This is a genomic window from Streptomyces sp. NPDC086549, assembly GCF_044746205.1.
In the GTDB taxonomy this organism is placed as follows: Bacteria; Actinomycetota; Actinomycetes; order Streptomycetales; family Streptomycetaceae; genus Streptomyces.
Genome location: NZ_JBIVBS010000010.1, coordinates 185,992 through 209,548, shown reverse-complemented (window position 1 = coordinate 209,548; position 23,557 = coordinate 185,992). Strand labels below are relative to the sequence as shown.

The window sequence follows — 23,557 nt, the reverse complement described above, 5'->3', positions numbered from 1 at the left end:
CCTACTTCCGCATCACCACGGGCTCGTACCGGCGCAGCAGCCAGGAGACCACGAGGCCGAAGACCACCGCCAGCACCACCAGCATGGTCATGTTCGTCAGCCACACGCCGGTCGAGTGCCGGAACATCGGGTCGGCGGTCAGCCGGGTCGGCACGATCCGGGACACCTCGACGGTGCCCGCCATCGCGCCCAGCCCCCATCGCGCGGGCACCAGCCAGGCCAGCTGCTCCAGACCGGGCACCCCGTGCAGCTTCAGCAGGGCGCCGCAGAAGACGACCTGGACGATGGAGATCAGCACCAGCAGTGGCATCGTCACCTCCTCCTTGCGCACCGACGCCGAGACCACCAGGCCGAGCATCATCGACGTGAAGGCCAGCAGGGCGACCGTGACGGTGATTTCGAGCAGCGGTGGCATCACCACGCCCTTGCCGCCCGGCGCGTTGAGATCGACCCCGAGCAGCGCAACCAGGGTGAGCACCACGGCCTGGAGCACGGTGATCGTGCCCAGCACCACGATCTTGGAGGCCAGGTACGCGGATCTGGACAGTCCGACGGCCCGCTCGCGCTGGTAGATCACGCGTTCCTTGACGAGTTCGCGCACCGCGTTGGCCGCGCCGGTGAACACGGCGCCGACGCACAGGATGAGCAGCGCGTTCATCGCGGTCTCCACGGTCAGTTTCGGGCCCGCCAGCGCCCGGGCCATCACGCCCATCACGAACGGCAGCGCGATCATCGTGACGACGAAGATCCGGTCGGCGAGGAGCGCGGCCGTGTAGCGGCGGATCAGCGTGCTGAGCTGGGCGCCCCAGCTGCGCTGCCGGGGCGGCGGGGCCATGGTGACCGGGCCCGTGTCGGGCCGGCGGGGCTGCGCGGTCTGCTCGGCGATGTAGTGCCGGTGGAAGGGCGAGTCCCGGTACTCCCCCGCCCAGTCCCGGTCCTGGTCGCGTTCGAAGGCCTCGAAGGCCTCCGGCCACTGCTCGAAGCCGAAGAAGGCGAGAGCGTCCTCGGGCTGTCCGTAGTACGCCACCTTGCCGCCCGGCGCGAGCACCAGGAGCCGGTCGCAGACGTCGAGACTCAGGACGCTGTGCGTGACGACGATGACGGTACGGCCGTCGTCGGCGAGGCCGCGCAGCATGTGCATCACCGAGCGGTCCATGCCGGGGTCGAGCCCGGAGGTCGGCTCGTCGAGGAAGAGCAGAGACGGCTTGGTCAGCAGCTCCAGGGCCACGCTGACCCGTTTGCGCTGGCCGCCCGAGAGACTGTGCACGGGCTGCCCGGCGCGCTGCTCCAGGCCCAGTTCCCGGATCACCTCGTCGACCCGGGCGCGGCGCTCCTCCGGGGCGGTGTCCTGCGGGAAGCGCAGCTCGGCGGAGTAGTTCAGGGCGGCGTGCACGGTCAGCTGGGCGTGCAGGATGTCGTCCTGCGGGACGAGGCCGATGCGCTGTCGCAGCTCGGCGTAGTCGCGGTAGAGGTCGCGGCCGTCGTACAGGACGGCGCCGTGGTCGGCGGGCCGTTGTCCGGTGAGGGCGTTGAGCAGCGTGGACTTGCCGGCACCGCTGGGTCCGACGACCGCGAGCAGGCACTTCTCGCCCACCGGGAAGGAGACGTGGTCGAGGAGGACCTTGCGTCCGCGGTCGACGGTGACCGTGAGGTCCTGGACGTCGAGGGAGACCTCACCGGTGTCGACGTACTCCTGCAGGGTGTCGCCGACGAGGCAGAACGCGGAGTGGCCGATGCCTACGATGTCACCGGGCCGGATGGCGGCGCGGGTGACGGGCTGGCCGTTGAGGTACGTGCCATTGTGGCTGCCGAGGTCGACGATCTCGTACGTGCCGTCGGTGAGGGTGCGCAGCTCGGCGTGGTGGCGGGAGACGACCAGGTCGTCGACGACCTGGTCGTTGTCGGGGGCCCGGCCGATGCGGACAGTACGTGTGGTGAGCGGCCGTACGGTGGTGGGCTGCCGGAAGGTGCCCGTCAGGGCGGGCATCGAGACGGCGGAGGGGCCGTCCGGGCTGGGCCCGGGGCGGCCGACCAGGACCGCGCGCGGTCCGTCGGAGGGGCTGCCGAAGCGGATGACGCTGCCGGGCCCGACGGCCGACTCGTGGACGCGGCGGCCGTCGGCGAAGGTGCCGTTGGTGCTGTGCTCGTCCTCGAGCGTCCAGTGGTCGTCCTCGGGCCGCAGCACCGCGTGGTGCCATGAGACCCGGGCGTCGTCGATGACGATGTCGCACAACGGGTCACGTCCCATGTGGTAGTCGCGCCCCGGGTTCATCACTGTGGAACCCGAGTCGGTCTCCAGGACGAGCTCGGGCGCAGTCGGGGCGACCGGCTGCTCCGCCATGGGCATGATTCTACCGATCTGCCCAAATATGCGCCCGCCCGCGGGCCGATGCCGGACGCCCGAAGGGCCCTTGGCACGTGTCAGGCGACGGGAACGACGAGCGCCGGGACGGTGCGCTGCATACGCAGGGCGTCGATGGACTCGGCGAGCAGCTCGTACTCGGTGGTGTCGTCGCTGATGGCGATCCGCACCAGCCGCCCTCCCGCCAACTCGTCGGCCACCAACTCCTGTTGGACCACATCGGCACACCAGGCGCGCAGCACGCCGGGCACGTCGGACACGGTCTCCGCCACCGGTACGAGCGCGCCGGCGGGAAAGTGCGGGTTCTCGGGAACCGGATCCAGCCGTTCGGCGATCCAGGAGGCCCGGTCCCGCAGCCACCACAGCGCCAGCGCCAGCGTGGGCGCGCGATAGGTGCCGAGCGGTACGCCGATACGCCGCCCGTCGCACGTTCCGTACGCGGTGACATGGCACAGGAATTCGTCGTGCACGATCACTCCCCCGTCGCGTTCCTCGTATGCCGGTCCGGCCTCGCTTTCCGTGCGGCTCCTGTGCGGTGAAGTGCCCCTGGCGTTCGAGTATCTTCACTCCCGAAACAGTGTCACCATGACTTTCCGGCCAGTCTCTTGGCATATTCACCGCGCTCTTTGGCCGGAATGCGGCGCCCACCCCGTCCCACCGTCATTACCCGGGGAGTAATCGACCCGTCCGGCGGACCCGGGCATGGTGGTCACACCGGATGGACGAACCCGGAGATCCGGTTCCTGACCAGCAAGAACGACCTCGATGGAGGCTGATTCCCCATGTCCGTGAACACCGACCGTTTCGAGAGCGCCGCCACCCGCTACTTCGAGGCCTGGAACGCCACCGAGCCGGAGGCCCTGGCGAAGGCGGTCGCCGCGGCCTGGACGGCGGACGGCGGCTACACCGACCCGCTCACCGAGGTCAGCGGTCATGACCGGATCGCGGCCGTGATCGCGGCGGCGCACGAGCAGTTCCCCGGTTTCGCCTTCCGCCCCCTCGGCGCCGTGGACGGACACCACGACACGGCGCGCTTCTCCTGGGAGCTGGTGAACCAGGTGGACGGCTCCGCCCCGGTGGCCGGTTTCGACGTCGTCACGCTGGACGACGACGGCCGGATCAAGCAGGTGCTCGGCTTCCTGGACCGGGTACCGACGGGGGTGTGACGCACGACGTCGACGATGAGTTTCCCCGCTCGCGGCGGTCTGAAGTTCCGCAGGGGAAGAGAAGACCACCGCGAGCGGAGGACACCATGCCCACGACCGGAAAAGTCGCCGCGGAATTCAGCGCCGTACTGCTCAAGAGCCCCGAGAAACGCGGCTGGACGTATGTCGTGTGGCCGAATTCCGTCGAATTCTTCGGCACCCGCGGACTCGTCAAGATCCGCGGAACGATCGACGGACACCCGTTCCGGAGTTCGTTCATGGCCATGGGCGACGGCACGCACAAGCTGCCGTGAAGGCCGAGGTACGCAAGGCCGTCGGAAAGGCGGAGGGCGACACGGTCACCGTGCGGCTGGAGGAGCGGCTCAATTCCTGACCGCCTCGCGGTACTGCCTCGGCGCGACCCCGACCGTGCGTTTGAAGGCGTTGCTGAAGGCACTCTCGGAGGTGTAGCCGACCGAGCGTGCGAGCGCGGCGACGGGGGTCGCGTCCTGTCTGAGGGCACGGGCGGCCAGGGTCATGCGCCAGTTCAGCAGGTAGGTCAGGGGCGGCGCCCCGGCCACCTCCCTGAAGCGCACGGCGAAGGTGGTGCGGGACATCGCCGCCGCGCGCGCCAGCTCCTCCAGCGTCCAGGGGTGGGCGGGGTCGGCGTGCATCAGGCGCAGGGCCGGGGCGAGCCGTTCGTCGGCGAGGGCGCGCAGCCAGCCGGGCGGCAGCCCGTCGGCCTCCGCGAGGCAGATCCGCAGCACCTGGACGAAGATCAGCTGGGCCAGCTGGTCCGTCGCGAACAGGGCACCGGCGCGGCCCGCCGCCATCTCACCCGCCAGCTGCCCGATCAGCCAGCGCAGCACGGGCGCCTCGGCCGCGTCGGCGCGCACGCGGACCAGCTCCGGCAGCGCTCGGCGAAGCAGGTCTCCACTGTCCCGGCTCAGGTCGATGTGCCCGGAGACGCAGACGACGTCCTCGCCCTCGCCGATCCGGGCCATCCCGGTACCGGGGTCCACGGCGACCTCCCGCGTCTCCAGGGGCTCGACGTCGGGGGCGCTGCACAGCACGTACGGCCGTCTGCCGTCGGAGACCACGAGGTCCCCCTCCACCAGCTCCACGGGGTCCCCGCCGGTCTCCGGGACCAGCAGACAGCGGCCCCGCACCACGGCGTTCACCTTCAGTTTGTCGCGCCCGCGCAGCCGCAGGGCCCAGTCCCCGCCGGCTGTGAAACCGCCGGAGAACACGCTGCGGGCGTCGGCGACCGTGAGGGCGTCGGACAGGGGATCCACGGACATGTCCGAACTATCACGCAAGTAATGCGGACTATCAAGCATTCATCGTACGGATGCACGGACCTACGGTGGCGGGGAAGGCTCACACCGAGGAGACAGCCGCATGACCACCGCACAGCAGCCCCTCCCCTCCGGGTTCGGCCCCGCGTCCACCGCCGACGACGTGATCAAGGGCATCGACCTCACCGGCAAGGTCGCCGTCGTCACCGGCGGCTACTCGGGCATCGGTCTGGAGACGGCCCGCGTCCTGCGGGCCGCGGGTGCCGAGGTCGTCGTCCCGGCCCGGGACGTGGCCCGGGCGCGGGCCGCGCTACGGGAGGTGGACGGGGCCGAGGTCGAGCCGATGGACCTGATCGACCCGGCGTCCGTCGACGCCTTCGCCGGGAGGTTCCTGGCCTCCGGCCGCCCGCTGCACATCCTCGTCAACAGCGCGGGGATCATGGCCACCCCGCTGACCCGGGACGCGCGCGGGTACGAGTCGCAGTTCGCGACGAACCACCTGGGGCACTTCCGGCTCGTCGCCCGGCTGTGGCCCGCCCTGGTCGCGGCCGGCGGGGCACGGGTGGTCCCGGTGTCCTCGCGGGGCATCCGCTTCTCGCCCGTGGTCTTCGACGACCTCCACTTCGAGCACCGGCCCTACGAGCCGTTCCTCGCGTACGGCCAGTCGAAGACGGCCAACGCGCTGTTCGCCGTGGAGCTGGACCGGCGGGGCCGGGCGGAGGGCGTGCGGGCCTTCTCCGTGCACCCCGGCATGATCATCGACACCGGTCTGGCCAAGCACCTCTCCGAGGAGGCGCTCCGGGCGGCCGGTGCCCTCGACGACCGGGGCCGTCCCGTACGCGACCCCGCCCGGCAGTTCAAGACCGTCCCGCAGGGAGCGGCCACCGGCGTCTGGTGCGCGACCAGCCCGCAGCTCGACGGGCTGGGCGGGGTCTACTGCGAGAACGTCGACATCAGCCCACTGGTGACCGCCGATGAGGAGGCCGAGTGGCGCTCCGGCTCGGCGCTGCCCGGCGTTCTGCCGTACGCGGTCGACCCGGAGGCGGCGGCCCGCCTCTGGGAGGTGAGCAAGCGCCTCACGGCCTGACGACCGCCTACGGCCTGACGATCGGCTACGGCTTGACGACCGGCTACGGCTTGACGATCGCGTCGATCCGCGCCAGTTCCTCGGCGTCGAAGTCCAGGTTGCGGGTGGCCGCCACGCTGTCCTCGATCTGCCGCGGGCTGCTCGCGCCGACCAGCGCGGAGGTCACCCGGCCGCCGCGCAGCACCCAGGCCAGGGCCAGCTGGGCCAGCGTCTGGCCGCGGGACTTGGCGACTTCGTCGAGGGCGCGCAGCCTGCCGACGAGTTCCTCGGTGACTGCGTCGGAGTTCAGGAACGGGCTGTCGCTCGCCGCCCGCGAGTCCTCCGGGATGCCGTCCAGGTAGCGGGCGGTCAGCAGGCCCTGCTCCAGCGGCGAGTAGGCGATGGAACCGGCCTGGAGCTCGTCGAGGGCGTCCAGCAGGCCCTCGTCCTCGGGGCGGCGGTCGAGCATCGAGTAGCGCGGCTGGTGGATGAGGAGCGGGGTGCCCAGCTCGCCGAGGATGCGGGCGGCCTCGCGGGTCTGCTCCGCCGAGTAGTTGGAGACGCCGACGTAGAGCGCCTTGCCCTGCTGGACCGCGGAGTGCAGGGCGCCCATCGTCTCCTCCAGGGGAGTCTCCGGGTCGGGGCGGTGCGAGTAGAAGATGTCGACGTACTCCAGGCCCATCCGCTTCAGGCTCTGGTCGAGCGAGGACAGCAGGTACTTGCGGGAGCCCCATTCGCCGTACGGGCCGGGCCACATCAGGTAGCCGGCCTTGGTGGAGATGACCAGCTCGTCGCGGTACGGCGCGAAGTCCGCGGCCAGCGCCTCGCCGAGGGCGGACTCGGCGGCGCCGGGCGGCGGGCCGTAGTTGTTGGCCAGGTCGAAGTGGGTGACGCCGAGGTCGAAGGCGCGGCGCAGGATGGCGCGCTGGGTCTCGACGGGGCGGTCGGGGCCGAAGTTGTGCCACAGGCCGAGCGACAGAGCGGGGAGTTTCAGGCCACTGCGTCCGGTGCGCCGGTAGGGCATGTCGGCGTAGCGGTCGGGGTGTGCGGTGTACAACGCGACTCCAGATTGGGTTGGCACACGATCTACCGGTTCCACTCTTCCCGAGCCGGGTACAGCGGTCCAACAGAAGAATCCGATGGAATTCAGCGGATAGGCTTCTCAATCATGGAACTGCGCCACCTCCAGCACTTCGTCGCGGTCGCCGAGGACCAGCACTTCACCCGGGCCGCCGAACGGCTGATGGTCTCCCAGTCCGGCTTGTCGGCGTCGATCCGGGCCCTGGAACGGGAGCTGAGGGCCCCGCTGTTCGTGCGCACCACCCGCCGGGTGACGCTGACCGAGGCGGGGCGTGCGCTCCTCGCCGAGGCGGAGCGGATCCTGGCACAGGTCAGGGCAGCGCACGAGGCGGTGGCCGCGGTGCAGGGCGTGCTGCGCGGAACGCTGGCGCTGGGTACCGAGCAGTGCATCGCGGGCGTGCATGTGGCGCGGCTGCTGGCCGCCTTCCGCCGGCGGCACCCGGACGTGGAGATCCGGCTGCGGCAGGCGGGCTCGGGCGCGCTGGCCGAGGAGGTCGCGGCCGGACGGCTCGACCTGGCCTTCGTCTACCGGACGCAGGACGACACGGACCAACTGCGCGCGGAGCCGCTGACGAGCGAGCCGATGACCGTGCTGTGCCACCCGCACCACCGCCTCGCCGCGGCGGGAGCGGCGCTCACACCGGCCGACCTCGGCGGCGAGGTCTTCGTCGACTTCCACCCCGACTGGGGCCCGCGCCGCACCACCGACGACGCCTTCGCCGCGGCCGGGGTCCGCCGTACGGTCGCGCTGGAGGTGAACGACGTGCACAGCCTCCTGGACCTGGTCGACGAGAACCTCGGGGTCGCCGTCGTACCACGGCACTTCCGGCACAAGCGGCCCTCGCTCATGGCCCTGCCCCTGAAGGGCACGGGCGAGGCGGAGTACAGGACGGTCGCGCTGCTGCCGCCCGAGACCGCCACCAGCCCGGCGGCCCGCGCGCTGATCACCCTGCTCGGAACAGAGGGCCTGGCGACATCCCCGGACGGGCCCCACCCCGGTTGACGCGACCGAAGGACGCGGCGGCGTGCGATGCGCGATGGTGGACGCATGCATGCAAGGGACATCCTCATCGACGGCTACGGCCGCATCCAGGAAGAAGTCCACGCCACCCTCGACGGCCTCGGACCGGACGACCTGCACGCGCGCCCGGCTCCCGGGGCCAACTCCATCGCCTGGCTGGTCTGGCACCTGACCCGGGTCCAGGACGACCATGTCGCCGACGCCTTCGACCTCGGCCAGGTGTGGCAGTCACAGGGCTGGGAGAAGCGCTTCGGACTCGACCTGCCACGCCATGACACGGGGTACGGGCACAGCGCCGCGAAGGTCGCCAAGGTGCGGGTCGAGTCCGCCGGCCTGCTGACCGGGTACTACGACGCCGTGCACGAGCAGACCCTGGGAGTGCTGCGCGAGCTGCCCGCCAAGGATCTGGAACGCGTCGTGGACGACCGCTGGGATCCGCCGGTCACCCTGGGCGTACGGCTGGTCAGCGTCCTGTCCGACGACCTTCAGCACATCGGACAGGCCGCCTACCTGCGGGGGCTGCTTCAGAGCGCGGCCGCGTAGCCCGGCAGGACCACGTCCTGGATGAGGGCGTTGCGCTCGTCGAACGGGATGAAGGCGCTCTTGAGGGCGTTCACCGTGACCGTGCGCAGGTCCTCCACCGTCCAGCCCGCCTCGTCGACCAGCAGGGACATCTCCCGGGTCATCGTCGTGCCGGAGACCAGACGGTTGTCGGTGTTGAGGGTGACCCGGAAGCCCAGGTCCTTCAGGGCCGTGATCGGGTGCTCGGCGATCGAGGTGGCGCAGCCCGTCTGGAGGTTGGAGGTCGGGCACATCTCCAGGGCGATGCGGCGATCGCGCACCCACCCGGCGAGGCGGCCCAGCTTGCCGTCGACGATGTCCTCGGTGATGCGCACGCCGTGCCCGATGCGCTGGGCGCCGCACACCTGGATCGCCTGGTGGATGCTGGGCAGGCCGAACGCCTCACCGGCGTGGATCGTGAACGGCACGCTCTCGCGGCGCAGGTGCTCGAAGGCGTCCAGGTAGTTGACGGCCGGGAAACCGTCCTCGGCGCCGGCGATGTCGAAGCCGACGACACCGGCGTCACGGTAGGCGACGGCCAGGTCGGCGGCCTCGCGGACGCGGTCGAACATGCGCATGCCGCAGAGCAGGGTGCCGACCCGGACGGGGGTGCCGGCGGCGGCCGCCTTGGCCATACCGGCGGCCAGGCCCTCCTGGACGGTCTCCACGACCTCGCTCAGCGACAGCCCGCCCTTGGTGTTCAGCTCGGGGGCGTAGCGCACCTCGGCGTAGACGACGCCGTCGGCGGCGAGGTCCAGGACGTACTCCTCGGCGACGCGCAGCAGGCCCTCACGGTTCTGCATGACGGCGAGGGTGTGCTCGAAGGTGGCGATGTAGCGGACCAGGTCGCCGGAGTTCGCGGCCTCGAAGTACCAGGCGGCGAGCTCGTCGGGGTCGGTGGTGGGCAGGGTGTGGCCGACCGCGGCCGCGAGTTCGACGACGGTGGCGGGGCGCAGGCCGCCGTCGAGGTGGTCGTGCAGGACGGCCTTGGGCAGGTGGCGGATCACTTCGGCATCTACGCGCGTAGCAGTCATGGCGGGTCTTTCCTTGAGCGGGCGGTTCGAAGCGGTGGTGGGAGCGTGCGGCGGGAGGAACGTGCGGCGGAACGAAGCTCAGCCGGCGGCGGGCTGGAGCAGGTCCCAGCGGTTGCCGTACAGGTCCTGGAAGACGGCGACGCTGCCGTACGGCTCGTGGCGCGGCTCCTCCAGGAAGGTCACGCCGGCGGCGGTCATCCGGGCGTGGTCGCGGGCGAAGTCGTCGGTGTGCAGGAAGAACCCGACGCGCCCGCCGGTCTGGTCACCGACCCGGGCCCGCTGGCCCTCGTCCTTGGCGCGGGCGAGCAGCAGTCCGGTACCGGCCGCCTCCGTGCCCGGTTCGACGACGATCCAGCGGGAGCCGTCGGGGCGCGGCGTGTCCTCGACGAGCCGGAATCCGAGGGCCTCGGTGTAGAAGCGGATCGCCTCGTCGTAGTCGTCGACGACGAGGGTGACCAGGGCGACGCGTCTCATCTGAGCCTTCCGGTGGAGGTGGTTAGCGGGTGAGGTTATACGTAAAACTTCGCTGACGCCAGTCGCTCCGAACGGCTCGTCGGACAGGTGCTTCCGCCTCCGGACAGCCGCCGGGCGGAGGCTCCGCTCAGGGGCTCGCCTCGCCCTGGGCGACCTCCACCCGGTGATGGAAGTCGATCATCCCGGTCGCCGAGGCGGCACAGGAGACGGTGGCGCAGGCGACCAGCAGGACGGCGATCCAGGAAGCGGTGCGGCGCGGGGCGGGCGGGGCGGACAGGAGGGCCTGGACGCGCTGCGGGACGGGGCCGGTGGTGGCCGCCGGGGCGAAGTCGGGGCGCCCGGAGCGGGCGGCCCGGCCCGCGAGTGCCGCGCGGGCGATGGCGCGGGCGGTCAGGCGCCGGTCGCCCACGGCGGTGGCGGCGGTCTCGTCGGCGGCGCGCTCGGCGGCGAGCCGGATGGTCTCGCGGACCGGTCGCAGCGCGGGATGGCAGTGGGCGGCGAATTCCGCGGCCACGAGGAAGTAGTGGTGGCCGCCCTCGTTGTGTGCCCGCTCGTGCGCGAACAGCGCCTCCCGCTCGGCGGGGTCCAGGCTGCGCAGCATCGCGGTGGTGACGACGATGCGGTGCGGGCGCCCGGGCAGCGCGTAGGCGTCGGGACGCGGCGAGTCGACGACACACAGATCACCCGCCGCCGGTCCGCTCCCGGCCTCCGAGCGGGCCGCGCGGAAGGCACGGGTCTGGCGCAGCATCGAGCGGACGAGGGTCCAGGCACACACGGCCAGGGCTCCCACGGAGGTCGCCGCCGCCGGGAGGACGAAGGCGTCGGAGGCGGCGCTCAGCGGATGGACGAGCTCACCGAGCGCGGCGAACAACGGCAGCCTGAGCAGCCCGATGAGGACGAACGCGCCGAGCGCGGCCAGGGAGCAGCCCGCGAACACCACGGCCGAGACGGTGATCACCCACAGCGCGGCGGCGGGCGCCAGCCGACCCAGCGCCCGCCGGGCCAGTACCGGCATCGCGAACGGCAGCAGCAGGGGCAGGAGCAGCAGCGCCGTCATCGCTCACCGGGTTCGAGCAGGTCGCGCAGGACGCGCTCGTCGTCGGCGCTGAGCTGGGCGACGAAACGGGCGAGCGCCGTCTCGCGGTCGCTGTCCCGGTCGAGTTCGGTGTGCATGCGGCGGGCGGTGAGGCCCTGGGCGTCCTGGACCGGGAAGTAGGCGTAGCCGCGGCCCTGCCGCCGCCGGTCGACGACACCCTTTTCGTGCAGGCGGGACAGGATCGTCGTCACCGTGGTGCGCGCCAGGCCCGTGCCGAGGCTCAGCTGCACCTGGCCGGGCGTCTGGGCGGCACCGGCGGCCCAGAGGGCGGCCATGACGCTCGCTTCGAGCTCGCCGGACGGCCGGCGTTCATCCTTCGAGTCCGCCATGGGAAAGTTCCTCACCCCGTCCTCGTCCACGGTCCACGGTCCGGTGAACCGTCTACGCGATTGTAGTCAGCCGGGTGGCCGTCGTACGACCGTGCCCGTGCGCCCATTATGAAAAGGGGCGCCGGACAGCGACCGCAGGGCTCGACACGCTCGGGCCACGACCGCGTCGGGGCGGGACCAGGACGGGAGACCTAGGTCATGGGCCGGAAGCGCCCGGCGCACCCGGTCGGTAGCGTCCGGGACATGAAGATCACCGAGCCGCCACGCGGCCCCGAGCAGCGCAAGCGCGACGTACTGGCCCGCCTGGAGCGGGAGTCGGACGTCTGGGTGGCCACGGCCGCCACGGACGGATCGCCGTGCCTCGTCGCACTGTGGTTCACCTGGGACGGGGAGTTCGTCTGGCTGTCCACCCGGGTCTCCAACCCGACCGGCCGCAATCTGCGCGACGGCGCCCGTACCCGGCTGGCCTTCGGGGACACACGGGACGTCGTGCTCGTCGACGGGGACGTGGAGATGTTCACCGCGCGGGACGTACCGGCCGCGGCCGCCGACGCGTTCCGGACGAAGACGGGATGGGATCCACGCGAGGACAGCCCGTCGTACGCCTACTTCCGGGTGCGGCCCGAAGCGGTGCAGGCCTGGCGCGAGGTGCACGAACTGCGGGGGCGGCATCTGATGCGGGACGGGGCGTGGGTCGTCTGAGCCCCGTCGGTCAGCCCGGCTCCGTACGGCCCCCGTTCAACCGTGCCAGTTCGTCCTCGGTGAACCGCAGCGCGCCCGCGGCGACGTTCTCGACGAGGTGGTCGGGGTTGCCGGTGCCGGGAATGGCGAGCACGTGCGGGCCTTGGTGCAGCGTCCAGGCGAGGCGGACCTGAGCGGGGCTCGCACCGTGCTCCCGGGCGACGGCGAGCACCGCGTCGTCGTGGTCCTCCGTGGCACCGCGCGGTCCGCCGGCTCCGGCGACCGCGAAGAACGGCACGAACGCGATGCCGCGTTCACCGCAGAGGCGCAGCATCTCGTCGTCGACGGGGTCGGGCCTGTCGATCGCGTACCGGTTCTGGACACACACCACCGGGGCGATCGCCAGGGCCTCGGCGAGATGGGCGGGCCCGACGGCGGAGATGCCGAGGTGCCGGATCAGGCCCGCCTCCCGCAGTTCGGCGAGGGCGCCGAAGTGCTCGGTGATGGAGTCCTGGCCGGCCGTCCGGCGGAGGTTGACGACGTCGAGGTGGTCGCGGCCCAGCTGGCGCAGGTTCTCCTCGACCTGGCCGCGCAGCTGGTCGGGCCGGGCCGGGGTGCTCCACTCCCCTTGACAGTCGCGGTACGGGCCGACCTTGGTGACGATCACCAGGTCGTCGGAGTACGGGGCCAGCGCGCTGTTGATGAGTTCGTTGGCGGAGCGCAGGGACGAGAAGTAGAAGGCGGCCGTGTCGATGTGGTTCACGCCGAGCTGGGCGGCCTTGCGCAGCACGGCGATCGACCGTTCGCGGTCGCTCGGCGTGCCCAGGTGGAAGGCCGCGCTGCCCGTCAGCCGCATCGCGCCGAAGCCGACGCGGTTGACGGGCAGGTCACCGAGGTTCCAGGTCCCCGCGATCTCCGCGGTGATCGTTTCGGAGGTCATCGGCGGAGTCTCGCACGCCCCTGACGCGGACGCGAGCGGGTTACGGATAGGTGTACGTGTTCAGGTCGGAGACGGCCGACGCCGGGTTGCCGAGGTCATAGCGGTCCACGGCGAGGAAGTTGGGCTTCTTGCGGGCCGCCGGCTGGCAGAAGCGCCGGGCGCGGTCGGCGAGTTTGGTGTTGTCCGTCTGCGCGGTGCCGGCGATGGCGGCGTCACGGAAGTGGTTCATGACGAACAGGGGCCGGAAACCGGTCTCGGTGCGGGTCAGGGGGATGTTGGTGCCCGCGTCGTACCAGCGGCTGTAGCAGGACCAGTCGGAGGAGCCCGCGCCCGATCCCATGGACCAGTAGTTCTCGACGGTCCACTCCCGCTGGTACATCACGCCGAAGCTGTCCCGGGTCAGCCCCGCGGACTCGTCGGCGGAGCGGCTGTGGTCGGTGAAGATCAGCAGCCGTTGGTTCGCGGCGACCAGGTCGGCGAGCCTGGGCCAGCCGTTCTGGCGCACACCCGTCCGGTCGGGGCGGTAGAGCACGTCCGACAGACCGCTGACGCGGGCGAGTTCGGAGCGCAGGACACCCGGATCGACATAGTCCTCCAGGAAGACGGTGACGAACTGGTCGGGGTGGGCCTTGAGGAAGTCGACCATCCGCTGCAGGTCCACCCACAGCGCGACCGGCTTGCTGACCAGCGTGCAGCTGTTGTGGCACAGGATCGCGCCGTCCGGGGTCTGATGTATGTCCAGCATGAAGCCGCGGACTCCGTCGGCGAGTTGCTGGTTGATCCCGCGGGCCTGGTTGGGGAACAGGTTCACGAAGGGCGGGGCGAAGCCGCCGTCGACGCCGTTGGCGTAGGCGTTGTGCGCGGTGAGGAACGTGACCTGGTCGAGCGTGCGCCGGTCCTGCGACGGCATGGGACCGGTGGCCGGGCTGACCGGGGTGAGGTACCAGGCGGCGAGGCTGCCCGAGGCACCGACGGCCAGTTGGGCGGGGTAGTTGGCGCCGGAGGGCTGGGCCGCCACGGTCAGGTAGCGGTCGGTGCCCGGGGCCTTGAGCGTGTACCGGTCGTCACCGGCCGGTGCGATCTCCCAGGCGGCGTCGGCGCTCGCGCAGGCCACGGTCCGGGCCTGGTCGCCGGAGCGGCCGAGGCAGCTGCCGGACGTGTCGGTGCTCTCCAGGACGTACGACGATCCGCTCGCCCTCAGGGTCCATTGCTGGTGGTCCTCGTTGCCCTTGGGTCTGTGCTGTTCCACCGCTCCGCCGTTGTCCGCCGCGTCGAGGCCGGTCACGGCGCTCTGGACGTAATAGGCGCCGGCGGCCGGGACCGCGGTGGCGGCGTGGGAGGGGGGTGCCACGACCGCGGCGACGAGCGCCGTGGCCGTGGCGAGCAGGGCGTGGGGGGTGCGCATGCGGGTGCCTTTCTCTGGGAGGCAATCAGGTGCATGACACCATGCCGTGAAAACGGGCCCCACGAGTGGCTTTTGGGCCCGGCCGCACCGGCGGCCGGGCCCGAAGGCTCCGCGGAGGTCAGCTCAGCGGCTTCTCCAGCACCGCCTTGCGGTGGCTGAACGTCTCGATCGAGTAGCGGCCGTGATAGCTTCCCGTCCCGCTCTCCCCGACACCGCCGAACGGCAGGTCGGAGACGGTGAGATGGGCGAGCGGCAGGCCGTAGCCGAGGCCGCCGGAAGAGGTCTCGGCGGCGATCCGCGCCCGGGTGCCGGCGGACTCCGTGAAGACGTACAGCGCGAGGGGCTTGTCGCGGTCGTTGATGAACCCGATCGCCTCGTCGAGGCCGTCCACGGTGACGATCGGCAGGATCGGACCGAAGATCTCCTCCTGCATCACGGGCGACTTGGGGTCGACGTCGGCCAGCACGGTCGGCGCGATGTACTTGTTCGTACGGTCGCTGCCGCCGCCGACCAGCACGCGACCCGAGCCGAGCAGGGCGCCGAGCCGGTCGAAATGGCGTTCGTTGACGATCCGGCCGTACTCGGCGCAGGCGGCCGGGTCCGCGCCGTACAGACCCTCCACGGCCCGGACGAGCGCGGACCCCAGGGCGGCGGCGGTCTCCGGATCGGTCAGCACATAGTCGGGGGCCACACAGGTCTGCCCGGCGTTGAGGAACTTGCCGCGCGCCAACCGGTCCGCGACCACCTCGATGTCGGTGCCGCGGTCGACGAACACCGGGGACTTGCCGCCCAGTTCGAGGGTGACCGGAGTGAGGTGCTCGGCGGCGGCGCGCATGACGACGCGCCCGACCGTGCCGTTGCCGGTGTAGAAGATGTGGTCGAAGCGCTCGGCGAGCAGGGCCGTGGTCTCCGGGACACCGCCCTCGACGACGGCGACCGCCTCGGTGTCGAGGTACGCCGGAACGATCCGGGCCAGCGCGGCCGAGGTGGCCGGGGCCAGCTCGCTCGGCTTCGCGACGACCGCGTTTCCGGCGGCCAGCGCGCCGACCATCGGGGCGAGCAGGAGCTGGGCCGGGTAGTTCCACGGGGCGATCACGAGGACGACGCCGAGGGGGTCGTACTGCGTCCAGGCCGTCGCGTCGCCGCCGAGGTGCGCCGGGACGGGCGCGGACTCGGGACGCAGCCACTCCACGAGGTGGTCCAGGGTGTGGTCGATCTCCCGGACGGTGAAGTCGATCTCGGTGTGATAGGCCTCGGTGGAGCTCTTGCCCAGGTCCGCGTGGAGCGCGGCGGCCAGTTCGGGGCCGTTCTCGGTGAGCATCTCGCGCAGGCGGCGCAGCTGACCCGTGCGCCACTCGACGGGCTTGGTGCGGCCGGTGCGGAAGGTGGCGCGCAGCCGGGCCACGACGTCGGCGGGCTGCTCGGGGGCGGAGTGGTTCACGGTGCCTCGCTGGTGTGCATGAGCCCTGGGGCCCAGAGTGCCGAGAGTACGGCCTCGAAGAGTCAGATGTAAACGCCAACCTTTCATACACGAAAATAAATTCAAAGGCCATGGAAATTACACTCGGTACACAAAAGAGCTCAGCGTGTGAGGTCCCGGCTGCGCTGTTCGAGGTGGGCGCGTTCCGCCGGGCTCTCGGTGAGCTCGGCGGCGGCCTCGTACTCCCGTACCGCCTCGGTGGGGCGGCCGAGGCGGCGCAGCAGGTCGGCGCGGACCGCGTGCAGGACGTGGTACGTGCCGAGGTCCAGGGCGTCCACCAGGTCGAGGGCCTTCCCTGGGCCCTCGACCTCGGCCACCGCCACCGCCCGGTTCAGGGCCACGACGGGGCTCGGGGCGACCGCCATGAGCTGGTCGTACAGGCACAGGATCTGCCCCCAGTCGGTGGCTCCGGCCGTCGGCGCGTCGCTGTGCACGGCGTTGATCGCGGCCTGGATCTGATACGGCCCCGGCCGGTTCCGGCGCAGACAGCGGCGTACCAGGTCCTGGCCCTCAAAGATCAGGTCACGGTCCCACAGCCCGCGGTCCTGCTCGGGCAGCGGCACCAGCGCGCCGTCCTCGTCCTGCCGGGCGGGGCGGCGCGCCTCGACGAGCAGCATCAGCCCGAGCAGACCGGTGACCTCGGGCTCGTCCGGCATGAGCTCGGCGAGCAGCCGGCCGAGGCGTACTGCTTCGGCGCACAGGGCGGGATCGCCGGTGTAGCCCTCGTTGAAGATCAGGTAGACGACGGCCAGGACGCCGTTCAGCCGGTCGGGGAGATCGGCGTCGCGGGGTACGCGGTACGGGATGCCCGCGTGGCGGATCTTGGCCTTGGCCCGGACGAGCCGCTGGGCCAGGGTGGGCTCCGGCACCAGGAAGGCGCGGGCGATCTGCGCGGTGCCGAGCCCGCCGAGCAGGCGCAGGGTGAGCGCGACCTGGGCCTGGAGGGCGAGCGCGGGATGGCAGCAGGTGAAGATCAGGCGGAGCCGGTCGTCGCGCACGGGGCCCTCCTCGGCCGGTGCGTCGGGCGCGTACAGCCGGGCGGCCTCGGCGTGCCGGGCGTCCCGGGAGGACTCGCGGCGCAACCGGTCGATCGCGCGGTTGCGTGCGGTGGTGATGATCCAGCCGGCCGGGCTGGGCGGTACCCCGGCCTCGGGCCACTTCCCCAGGGCGGTGATGAAGGCGTCCTGGACCGCTTCCTCGGCGAGGTCGATGTCACCGAGGAAGCGGACGAGGACGGAGACCGCGCGCCCGTACTCGGCACGGAAGACGGCCTCGACGGCGGAGGCGTCGGAGGCGTCGGGCATCAGGAGGCGTCCGGCATCAGTGCGTGTCCACGAAGGGGCGCACCTCGATGGGGAGGGTGGTGGCCAGCGCGGCCTTCCTGCCCCATTCCAGGGCCTCGTCAAGGTCCGTGGCCCTGATCAGGCACAGGCCGCCCAGGTACTCCTTGCCCTCGGCGTAGGGCCCGTCGGTGATCAGGACGTCGCCGTCCTTGGGGCGCAGCACGGTGGCCGTCTCCGGGCCGTGCAGTCCGCCCGCGAACACCCAGGCTCCGGCGTCGCGCAGCTCCTGGTTGAAGGCCTCGACGTCGTGCATGATTCCGGCCAGTTCGTCCGGAGCGGGCGGCTGTCCGCCGGCCGGCTGGACCACGCTGAGCAGGTAGTGCTTCATGACGTCCTCCATGGCGTCGTGGGGTGTCTGTCACCTACTGCACGAACGGCGGGCCCCCGGATCGACGGCTCGCCCCGCACGATCGGGAGAATCTCTTCCATGACCATCGCAGCACACCCGCTCGTCGCCGCCGCCCGCCGGCTCGCCGACGACCTGCTCGCCCCGCGGGCGGAACACGTGGACCAGGAGGGCGTACCGGCGAGCCACATCGAGGCGATCAGGAGTTCCGGGCTGCTCGGGGTGAGCGCGCCGCGGGAGTACGGCGGGGCGGGCGCCCCCGACGCGGTTGCCCGGGAGATCATGGAGATCCTGGTCGGCGCGTGCGGCTCCACCTGGTTCGTGCAGACCCAGCACCACACTCCGGTGAAGCTGCTCGCGAAGTCCGAACTCCCCGTGCGGGAGCGGCTGCTGCGTTCGCTCGCGACCGGCGAACAGCTGGCCGGGATCGCCTACGCCCATGTCCGCGCCTTCCCCCGGGTTCCCGTGCGTGCCACCGCCGAGCGGGGCGGCTGGCGCTTCGACGGCACCGTGCCGTGGTACACGGGCTGGGGTCTGAACGACGTCATGCTCCTCGCGGGTGTCTCCGAGCGGGACGACGTGGTGTTCGCGTTCGCGGACGCGCGCGAGCAGCCGGGGCTGCGCCCCTCGCCGCCGATGCGGCTCGCGGCGCTCACCGCCGCCCGGACGGTGTCCCTGGAGCTGGACGGCCTGTGGCTGCCCGAGGAGTCCGTCGTGCTACGCACCCCGCGGAAGAGATTCGCCCTGATCGACATCCCGCGCAGCACCAACACCTCCCCGGCGGTCTTCGGGGTGGCATACGCCGCGCTCCGCGTGCTGGAGGGCTCCCCGGACGGTCCGGAGACGGCACGTCCGCTGCGCGCCCGCCTCGACGAGGTGCGGCGGCGGGCGTACGCGCTGGCCGACCACCCCGTCCCGCACGAGCGCGTCGAGGAGCGTCTGGCGCTCAGGACCCAGGCGTACGACCTCATGCGCGCGGCCACCACCGCGGCGGTCGTGGGGGCCGGCGGGCGTGCCATGGATCTGCGCAGCCCGGCCCAGCGGCTGGCCCGCGAGGGGATGTTCCTGCTGGTGCAGGGGCAGACGGCGGAGGTACGACGGGCTCACCTGAGGGCGCTGTCAGGCCACGGCTCCTAGGGGCGCGGCGGAACGATCCCCTTCGCGACGGGGGCGCCGTCCGGGCGCCGGGGTGTGCGGGCGTGCATCCGCTGGGCCCGCCCGGCCGGAAACAGTTCACTGTCCGCACCGTCCCACCCGGAGCCGCGCCATGAACGTCTCGGTCGTCCTGTTCACCTCCGACCTGCGCCTGCACGACCACCCGCCGCTGCGGGCCGCCCTGGACGGTCCGCGCCACGCCGTGCCGCTCTTCGTCCGCGACAAGGCGGTGGAGAACGCCGGGTTCACGGCCCCGAACCGGCTGGCGTTCCTCGCCGACTGCCTGCGCGACCTGGACACGGGGCTGCGCGAGCGCGGCGGGCGGCTCGTCCTCCGGTCCGGTGACGTGGTGGACGAGGTGTGCAAGGTGGCCGCCGAGGCGGACGCCGACGAGGTGCACATGGCGGCCGACGTCAGCGGCTACGCACACCGCCGGGAGGAGCGGCTGCGGCGCGCCCTGGAGGCTGAAGGGCGCCGGCTGCTCGTCCACGAAACGGTGACCACGGTGGTCGCGCCCGGAGCACTGACCCCGGCCTCCTCCGACCACTTCGCGGTGTTCACGCCGTACTTCCGCCAGTGGTCACGGCAGCCGCTGCGGGAGCCGCTCGGCGCGCCCCGCACGGTACGGGTGCCGGACGGCGTCGGCTCCGAGGAGCTCCCCGCGCGGGCGTCGCTCCGGGGAGTGTCCGAGGGGCTGGCCCCCGGCGGCGAGGCGGCGGGCCGCAGGCGGCTCACCGCCTGGCTGCGCGGCGGCGTCGGCGCTTACGAGGACCGCCACGACGACCTGGCAGGCGACGCGACCTCCAGGCTCTCGCCGCACCTTCACTTCGGGACGCTCTCCCCGGTCGAACTCGTCCACCGGGCGCGGCGAGCGGGCGGTCCGGGCGCCGAGGCGTTCGTACGGCAGCTCGCCTGGCGCGACTTCCACCGCCAGGTCCTGGCGGCACGGCCGGGCGCGGCCACCGCCGACTACCGTACGAAGCACGACCGCTGGCGCACGGAACGCACCGCCCATGACGACATCGAGGCGTGGCGCGAGGGCCGTACCGGCTACCCGGTCGTCGACGCCGCCATGCGTCAGCTCCGCCACGAGGGCTGGATGCACAACCGCGGCCGCCTGCTGACCGCGAGCTTCCTGGCCAAGACGCTCTACGTGGACTGGCGCGTGGGCGCCCGGCACTTCCTGGAGCTGCTGGTGGACGGGGACGTCGCCGACAACCAGCTCAACTGGCAGTGGATGGCCGGCACCGGCACGGACACCCGTCCCAACCGGGTCCTCAACCCCGTCACCCAGGGCAGGCGCCACGACCCCGACGGCGCATACGTCCGGCGGTGGGTACCCGAGCTGGCGGGCGTCGCGGGCCCGGCGGCGCACGAGCCGTGGAAGCTCCCGGGCCCGGTCCGGGTCGCGCTCGACTACCCCGACCCGATCGTGGACCTGGCCGACGGTCTGGCCCGCTTCAGGCGGGCCCGCGGACACGGCTGAGCGAACCGGAAATCGTCCGCGTTGTCCCCGCCAAGTCAACGGGGCTCGTCCCGCGGCACGGCACGGTGTGCTCCGGCCAGGGTGTCGAGCGCGTCGCGCAGCGCCGTCGGACGCAGCATGCCGCGCGCCGGACGGCCGGCCCAGCCCGGACCGCCGAGCAGCACGAGCGGCTGCCGGCGCGCGCCCTTCACACCCCACTCCGTGACGGCGACGTGCTGGGCCAGCGGCAGGCTCGCCGTCGAGCGGGCCTGCGCCCACAGGACCACCGCGACCGGTCCGAGACGCCGTACCGCCGCCGCGAGCGCCTCGACGGGCACGGCGGCGCCGAACATCCGGGTGGGCAGCCCGAGTTGGCTCAGACCGGCGTTGAGCGCCTCCAGCGGCAGGGTGTGCTGTTCGCCGGGCACGCAGGCCAGGATCACCGGCCCGGGGGCCATGGCGTCGGCCGTCGGCACGGGCCGCCGGGTGTGCCGGCGCAGCACGGTGGAGACGTGCCAGGACAGCAGGTGCTCCACCTCGACGTAACGGTCCCCCGACGACGCCCACTTGCGTCCCACGGCGTGCAGGGTCGGCACCATCACCTCCTGCCAGGCCACGGTGAGGCCGTGTTCGGCGACCGCGGAGACCAGCTGGTCCTCGACGGCCGCGGCGTCCAGGCGCACCGCGGCGCGGGCCAGGCCCCGGCACTCCCGGCGCACGTCACCGGGGGACAGCGGGCGGGCCGCCGGGACGGGACGGGGGACATCTGCGGCGGCGTACGTCCGTCCGGTGGCCGCCGTCTCCTTCGCCGCGCGAGCCGCCTCGGCGGGCGGTACTCCCGCGGACGTCAGCCGGCACATCGTCTCCAGCATCGCCACGTCCCGGGGAGTCCAGCGCCGGTGCCGGCCGTCGGCGCGCCGGGCGGGGCCCAAGCCGTAGCGGCGGTCCCAGGACCGCAAGGTGGTGGGCGAGACGCCGAGCCTGCGGGCCAGGGCACCCGTGGTCAGTGCGGCGTCCCGGGTTGGGGAGAGCGGGCCGGGCGCGGCCGTGTCCGGCTCGTCCTCGGCCGAGCTCTCACCCATGGCTGAGTACTCACCCATGGCGCGACTATACGACGCACAATCGATGCGCGTTGATGCCTCGGTCGACGGGCTCACACGATGGCGACACCGTCACACGTGAGGAGCCGTGGTCATGCCCCCGTTTCCGGTGTATCCGGCCGACGAGTCGTTCGCCGACGAGGAGCTCGCCCGGGGCCTGGCCGCGGGCGAGGACGCCTGCCTGGCCGCGGCCTACCACCGCTGGTCCGCACTGGTCCACACCCTCGCCCGGCGTTCGCTGGGCGACAACGGCGAGGCGGAGGACGTCACCCAGCAGGTGTTCCTCGGCGTGTGGCGCGGACGGCACGGCTACCGGCCGGAGCGCGGCCCGCTCGCCGCCTGGATCGTCGGCATCACCCGGCGCAGGATCGCCGACGCGCTGGCCGCCCGGAGCCGGCGCGGCGAACTGGTCACCGCGGCCGCGTCGGCCCTCGTCCCCGACGGCACCCGGGCCGGCCGGCCCGAGGCCGTTCTCGACCGCGTGCTGGTGGGGCACGAGCTGGCCAGGCTCCCGGCGCCGCAGCGGAGGGTGCTGCGCATGGCCTTCTACGAGGATCTGACGCAGACCCAGATCGCGGCACGCACGGGGTGGCCGCTGGGCACGGTCAAGAGCCACGCGCGACGCGGGCTGCACCAGTTGCGGCGGCGTCTCGAACAGCAGGCAGGCCCGTGAGGAACTCGCATGCGCGTTCGCATTCACATTCTCATTCGATGCAGAAACGGTGCGTGTGCACCTGATCGAACACGGGAACCGTCCCACCTCTACAGATAAAGGAGAAATAAGCGCAGAATGTATGTACGCGGCGCTCACCGCACCGCACCAGACGCGGTCAGGCCTGCAAGTCAAAGGAGACGAGTCATGGCCAACGTCTCGCACAGAGGTGACATAACAAGCCACCCCGATGTCTCCGAAATGCGGGCCCGGTACGCCCGCATGCTCGGCGGGCGCGATGTCGCGCTCGTGGACGGACCGGTGTTCCTTCTCGGTCTGTACTGCGCGGCTTCCCCGTGGATCCTCCACTACACAGTGAGTCAGCCCGCACTCGCCACGCACAACCTGATCGTGGGCATCGCGATAGGCCTGCTGGCCCTGGGATTCACCACGGCCCCGGCGCGCATGTACGGCCTGAGCTGGGCCATGTGCGCGATGGGCGTATGGATGATCATCGCGCCCTGGATCGTCGGCAGCAGCCCGGACACCGGCGTCGTGCTGAACAACATCATCATCGGCGCCCTGGCCGTGATCCTGGGGCTGATGTGCGCCGGTACGGCGGCGAAGAGCGCCCCCATGCCATAAGGAGAACGCAGAGGAAAGGAAGAAAGAACACGGAGGCCGGTCCGCTCAGGCGGACCGGCCTCCCGTGTCCGCTCAGCGCGCCGGCACCGCCCACGGCTCCTGCGGCATCGGACCGCCCGTCTCCAGGAGGGACTTGAGGTTGGACAGTACCGCCGGCCAGCCGGACGACACGTCGGCGCGCTCGCCCTCGTCGTCGAGGTTTTCGTGGGTGACGGTCAGGCGGACGATGTCCTCGTGCCGCCGGATGTCGTACGTCACCCGGGAGTACTTGTCCTCCTGCCCCTCGGTCTCGGGCGAGGTCCAGGTCGTGACCAGCCGGGCCGGGGGCTCGCTCTCGACGACGGTGCCGACCACGTCGGCGATGCCCGAGCCATCGGCACGGACGTGCTCCCAACGCGAGCCGGGCTTCCAGTCCGAGACGTTCCGGTGTCCCCAGTAGGCGGCGGTGAGGTCGGCGTCGGTGAGCGCCTCCCAGACCTTCTCGGGAGTGCCGGCGATATACGTGACGTACACGAAACTCGGCTTGTCGGTCATGGCTTCCTCGGCTCGCCGCTTCACTTCGCCGAGCGCGCGCAGGCGCGGGCGCTCGAACTTGTCGATCCACCGCTCCTGGATGTCATGGAGCGGCACGGGGTTGAGGTAGTGCAGCTTCTCCCGCCCCCGCCGCACGGTGCTGATCAGGTTCGCGTCCTCCAGGACGGCCAGGTGCTGTGTCACCGACTGCCGTGTCATGGCGATGCGCCCGCACAGCTCACCCAGCGTCTGCCCGTTGTGCTCGTGCAGGCGGTCGAGCAACCGTCTGCGCGTCTCGTCGGCCAGCGCCTTGAAGACCTTGTCCATCCCGGAGTCGTCGTCTGATCGCACACTCAACGTTATGCA

The 23,557-nt window shown here is 71.9% G+C and carries 24 protein-coding genes and 1 pseudogene; 10 read left to right on the top strand and 15 right to left on the bottom strand.

The window, feature by feature from the left end; translation table 11 throughout:
- Position 1 precedes the first annotated feature (1 nt).
- Together ACIPSA_RS29115 and ACIPSA_RS29110 are read right to left on the bottom strand one after the other, a co-directional pair.
- Positions 2–2,341: an FHA domain-containing protein gene (locus ACIPSA_RS29115; protein WP_402639616.1), complete on the bottom strand. Its 2,340-nt coding sequence runs from the start codon at positions 2,339–2,341 to the stop codon at positions 2–4.
- An 80-nt stretch (positions 2,342–2,421) separates the two neighbouring features.
- On the bottom strand, positions 2,422–2,832 hold the full coding sequence (locus tag ACIPSA_RS29110; protein ID WP_402639614.1) for a hypothetical protein: 411 nt from the start codon (positions 2,830–2,832) through the stop codon (positions 2,422–2,424).
- A 312-nt stretch (positions 2,833–3,144) separates the two neighbouring features.
- Here ACIPSA_RS29110 and ACIPSA_RS29105 point away from each other — a divergent pair, with 312 nt between their 5' ends.
- Together ACIPSA_RS29105 and ACIPSA_RS29100 are read left to right on the top strand one after the other, a co-directional pair.
- Positions 3,145–3,528: a nuclear transport factor 2 family protein gene (locus ACIPSA_RS29105; RefSeq protein WP_402639612.1), complete on the top strand. Its 384-nt coding sequence runs from the start codon at positions 3,145–3,147 to the stop codon at positions 3,526–3,528.
- A gap of 86 nt (positions 3,529–3,614) precedes the next feature.
- Positions 3,615–3,901, top strand: a pseudogene (locus ACIPSA_RS29100) (DUF1905 domain-containing protein).
- Here ACIPSA_RS29100 and ACIPSA_RS29095 read toward each other — a convergent pair.
- Entirely contained in the window at positions 3,891–4,808 is a 918-nt protein-coding gene (locus tag ACIPSA_RS29095; protein WP_402639610.1) for an AraC family transcriptional regulator, read from the bottom strand. The pseudogene ACIPSA_RS29100 and the gene ACIPSA_RS29095 overlap by 11 nt on opposite strands.
- A gap of 100 nt (positions 4,809–4,908) precedes the next feature.
- On the opposite strand from ACIPSA_RS29095, the gene ACIPSA_RS29090 reads away from it, so the two are divergent.
- Positions 4,909–5,892: an oxidoreductase gene (locus ACIPSA_RS29090; protein WP_402639609.1), complete on the top strand. Its 984-nt coding sequence runs from the start codon at positions 4,909–4,911 to the stop codon at positions 5,890–5,892.
- 43 nt (positions 5,893–5,935) lie between these two features.
- Here the strand turns inward: ACIPSA_RS29090 and mgrA are convergent, their stop codons facing one another.
- Positions 5,936–6,928: an L-glyceraldehyde 3-phosphate reductase gene (mgrA, locus tag ACIPSA_RS29085; protein ID WP_402639607.1), complete on the bottom strand. Its 993-nt coding sequence runs from the start codon at positions 6,926–6,928 to the stop codon at positions 5,936–5,938.
- A 111-nt stretch (positions 6,929–7,039) separates the two neighbouring features.
- On the opposite strand from mgrA, the gene ACIPSA_RS29080 reads away from it, so the two are divergent.
- Both ACIPSA_RS29080 and ACIPSA_RS29075 read left to right on the top strand, forming a co-directional pair.
- The gene (locus ACIPSA_RS29080; RefSeq protein ID WP_402639604.1) at positions 7,040–7,954 is read left to right on the top strand and encodes a LysR family transcriptional regulator; all 915 of its coding nucleotides are present in this window, start codon (positions 7,040–7,042) and stop codon (positions 7,952–7,954) included.
- Between the two features lie 45 nt (positions 7,955–7,999).
- Complete coding sequence (locus ACIPSA_RS29075; RefSeq protein WP_402639602.1) at positions 8,000–8,515, top strand: DUF664 domain-containing protein; 516 nt, start codon at positions 8,000–8,002, stop codon at positions 8,513–8,515.
- On the opposite strand, the gene ACIPSA_RS29070 is transcribed toward ACIPSA_RS29075, so the two are convergent.
- From ACIPSA_RS29070 to ACIPSA_RS29055, 4 genes are all read right to left on the bottom strand, one after another.
- The gene (locus ACIPSA_RS29070; protein ID WP_402639600.1) at positions 8,497–9,567 is read right to left on the bottom strand and encodes an adenosine deaminase; all 1,071 of its coding nucleotides are present in this window, start codon (positions 9,565–9,567) and stop codon (positions 8,497–8,499) included. The two genes, ACIPSA_RS29075 and ACIPSA_RS29070, sit on opposite strands and share 19 nt — an antisense overlap.
- A gap of 78 nt (positions 9,568–9,645) precedes the next feature.
- Entirely contained in the window at positions 9,646–10,041 is a 396-nt protein-coding gene (locus tag ACIPSA_RS29065; protein ID WP_402639599.1) for a VOC family protein, read from the bottom strand.
- Positions 10,042–10,168: 127 nt separating this feature from the next.
- Entirely contained in the window at positions 10,169–11,098 is a 930-nt protein-coding gene (locus ACIPSA_RS29060) for a M56 family metallopeptidase (RefSeq protein ID WP_402639597.1), read from the bottom strand.
- A complete protein-coding gene (locus ACIPSA_RS29055; RefSeq protein WP_402639595.1) occupies positions 11,095–11,466 on the bottom strand; it encodes a BlaI/MecI/CopY family transcriptional regulator in 372 nt (123 codons plus the stop codon). Before ACIPSA_RS29055 ends, ACIPSA_RS29060 begins: the two co-directional genes overlap by 4 nt.
- A 243-nt stretch (positions 11,467–11,709) precedes the next feature.
- Here ACIPSA_RS29055 and ACIPSA_RS29050 point away from each other — a divergent pair, with 243 nt between their 5' ends.
- Positions 11,710–12,168, top strand: a complete 459-nt coding sequence (locus tag ACIPSA_RS29050) for a pyridoxamine 5'-phosphate oxidase family protein (protein WP_402639594.1) — start codon at positions 11,710–11,712, stop codon at positions 12,166–12,168.
- A gap of 10 nt (positions 12,169–12,178) precedes the next feature.
- Here ACIPSA_RS29050 and ACIPSA_RS29045 read toward each other — a convergent pair whose 3' ends face one another.
- The 5 genes from ACIPSA_RS29045 to ACIPSA_RS29025 form a co-directional block, all read right to left on the bottom strand.
- The gene (locus ACIPSA_RS29045) at positions 12,179–13,087 is read right to left on the bottom strand and encodes an aldo/keto reductase (RefSeq protein WP_402639592.1); all 909 of its coding nucleotides are present in this window, start codon (positions 13,085–13,087) and stop codon (positions 12,179–12,181) included.
- A gap of 40 nt (positions 13,088–13,127) precedes the next feature.
- Positions 13,128–14,492, bottom strand: a complete 1,365-nt coding sequence (locus ACIPSA_RS29040) for an RICIN domain-containing protein (RefSeq protein WP_402639590.1) — start codon at positions 14,490–14,492, stop codon at positions 13,128–13,130.
- 118 nt (positions 14,493–14,610) lie between these two features.
- Positions 14,611–16,020, bottom strand: coding sequence for an aldehyde dehydrogenase family protein (locus tag ACIPSA_RS29035; RefSeq protein WP_402639588.1), 1,410 nt, complete (start codon positions 16,018–16,020; stop codon positions 14,611–14,613).
- A gap of 53 nt (positions 16,021–16,073) precedes the next feature.
- Entirely contained in the window at positions 16,074–17,276 is a 1,203-nt protein-coding gene (locus ACIPSA_RS29030; protein ID WP_402639586.1) for an RNA polymerase sigma factor, read from the bottom strand.
- A 16-nt stretch (positions 17,277–17,292) separates the two neighbouring features.
- Positions 17,293–17,643, bottom strand: coding sequence for a YciI family protein (locus ACIPSA_RS29025; RefSeq protein WP_402639584.1), 351 nt, complete (start codon positions 17,641–17,643; stop codon positions 17,293–17,295).
- A gap of 99 nt (positions 17,644–17,742) precedes the next feature.
- Here ACIPSA_RS29025 and ACIPSA_RS29020 point away from each other — a divergent pair, with 99 nt between their 5' ends.
- Complete coding sequence (locus tag ACIPSA_RS29020; protein ID WP_402639582.1) at positions 17,743–18,798, top strand: acyl-CoA dehydrogenase family protein; 1,056 nt, start codon at positions 17,743–17,745, stop codon at positions 18,796–18,798.
- 130 nt (positions 18,799–18,928) lie between these two features.
- Positions 18,929–20,302 (top strand): cryptochrome/photolyase family protein, encoded by a 1,374-nt coding sequence (locus ACIPSA_RS29015; protein WP_402639580.1) that lies wholly within the window; start codon positions 18,929–18,931, stop codon positions 20,300–20,302.
- Positions 20,303–20,337: 35 nt separating this feature from the next.
- Here the strand turns inward: ACIPSA_RS29015 and ACIPSA_RS29010 are convergent, their stop codons facing one another.
- Complete coding sequence (locus tag ACIPSA_RS29010) at positions 20,338–21,381, bottom strand: MerR family transcriptional regulator (protein ID WP_402639578.1); 1,044 nt, start codon at positions 21,379–21,381, stop codon at positions 20,338–20,340.
- A 94-nt stretch (positions 21,382–21,475) separates the two neighbouring features.
- Here ACIPSA_RS29010 and ACIPSA_RS29005 point away from each other — a divergent pair, with 94 nt between their 5' ends.
- Positions 21,476–22,054: a sigma-70 family RNA polymerase sigma factor gene (locus ACIPSA_RS29005; protein WP_402639576.1), complete on the top strand. Its 579-nt coding sequence runs from the start codon at positions 21,476–21,478 to the stop codon at positions 22,052–22,054.
- Between the two features lie 186 nt (positions 22,055–22,240).
- Positions 22,241–22,678, top strand: a complete 438-nt coding sequence (locus ACIPSA_RS29000) for an SPW repeat protein (RefSeq protein ID WP_402639574.1) — start codon at positions 22,241–22,243, stop codon at positions 22,676–22,678.
- 72 nt (positions 22,679–22,750) lie between these two features.
- On the opposite strand, the gene ACIPSA_RS28995 is transcribed toward ACIPSA_RS29000, so the two are convergent.
- Positions 22,751–23,518, bottom strand: coding sequence for an ArsR/SmtB family transcription factor (locus tag ACIPSA_RS28995; protein WP_402639868.1), 768 nt, complete (start codon positions 23,516–23,518; stop codon positions 22,751–22,753).
- Between the last annotated feature and the right edge of the window lie 39 nt (positions 23,519–23,557).